This is a genomic window from Variovorax sp. WDL1, from assembly GCF_001541225.1.
Taxonomy (GTDB): Bacteria; Pseudomonadota; Gammaproteobacteria; order Burkholderiales; family Burkholderiaceae_C; genus Variovorax.
Genome location: NZ_LMTS01000060.1, coordinates 1 through 1,342, shown reverse-complemented (window position 1 = coordinate 1,342; position 1,342 = coordinate 1). Strand labels below are relative to the sequence as shown.

Genomic DNA, 1,342 nt, shown 5'->3' with positions numbered 1-1,342 from the left:
CGTCTACGTCTATGGCAAGAGCGAGAAGCGAACGACCCTCGTCGAGGGACGCCTGCGCAAGAGCTATGGCCATGGCAAGCCGGCGGATACGTGGGATGTGGTGATCAAGGATCACCACGAGGCTTACATTGGCTGGGCAGAGTTCGAGCGCAATCAGAAGCTGCTGGCGATCAACGCATACGGTAGAGTGGACGGCGTGAAGTCGGGTCGCGGTGGCCGTGCGTTGCTGTCCGGAATGCTGTGTTGTGGACGATGCGGTCGACGTCTCACGGTGAACTATGTGGGCGGCGGCATTCGTCAGGCGGTGTACCGGTGCGATCGCCCCAATAACTATCTGGGGCAGCCACGATGCTTCACCTTTGGAGGCCGGCGGCCCGATGAGGCGATCACACGCGAATTGCTGCGCGCCGTCGAGCCACTGGCGATCGAAGCGGCAATGCACGCCCAACGGAGGCACATGGAAGTTCAGGCCGAACAGCGGCGCATCGTGGAACTGGATCTGCAGCAGGCGCGCTATGAAGCGTCTCTCGCCGAGCGGCGCTACGCGGCCTGCGATCCCGACCATCGCTTGATCGCCTCTCAGCTCGAGAAGGGTTGGGAAGCTGCATTGGAGCGTGTGCGCCGCTGCGAACAGCGCGTTGCAGCTTTCGATCAGGAGCAGGAGGCCGCGCCGCCCCCGAACCTGGACGGTCTTGCCGAGGATCTCCAGGCTGCATGGAATGCACCGGGAGTGACGATGCGTTCGCGCCAGCAACTGCTGCGCACGCTCGTCAAGGACATCATCGCCGACGTCGACGACGCAACGCGCGAAGTGGTGCTCACGGTTCACTGGCGCGGCGGGCAGCACTCTCAAATCCGCGTGATCAAGCCGCGTACCGGCGAGCATGGCTGCCGCACGCCTGAAGACGCCTTGGCCGTCATACGCAGCATGGCTGGCAAGTGGTCCGATGAGCACATCGCCGCATCGCTCAACCGCATGGGCCTGCCTACCGGACAGGGCAAGACATGGACAGCGCACCGAGTTTCCTCAACGCGCAGAGTCCACGATATTCGTGCCTATCGTTCGGCACACAAGGACAGCGATTGGTTGACCATGTCGGAGGCGGCTGCCACGCTCGGCGTCAACAACCATCGCATTCGACGCCTGATCAAGGATGGACTGCTACCAGCCGAGCAGGTCGTGCCGCGCGCGCCGTACCAGATTCGGGCCAGCGATCTGCTCGATCCTAAGGTGACCGATGCCGTGGGGCGAACAGATCGCCCGTGTCACGCCGACGGCGGGAAGCAGATCTCAATGTTTTCAAGCACTTAACGAAGAGGGGCACTATGAGCAGGTCATTGC

1 protein-coding gene is annotated in these 1,342 nt (G+C 62.7%); it reads left to right on the top strand.

Annotation, left to right across the window (positions count from 1 at the left end; all coding sequences use genetic code 11):
* Positions 1-1,312, top strand: a 1,312-nt coding sequence (locus APY03_RS08880; RefSeq protein WP_198161227.1) for a recombinase zinc beta ribbon domain-containing protein, incomplete at its 5' end; no start/stop codon positions are given.
* Between the last annotated feature and the right edge of the window lie 30 nt (positions 1,313-1,342).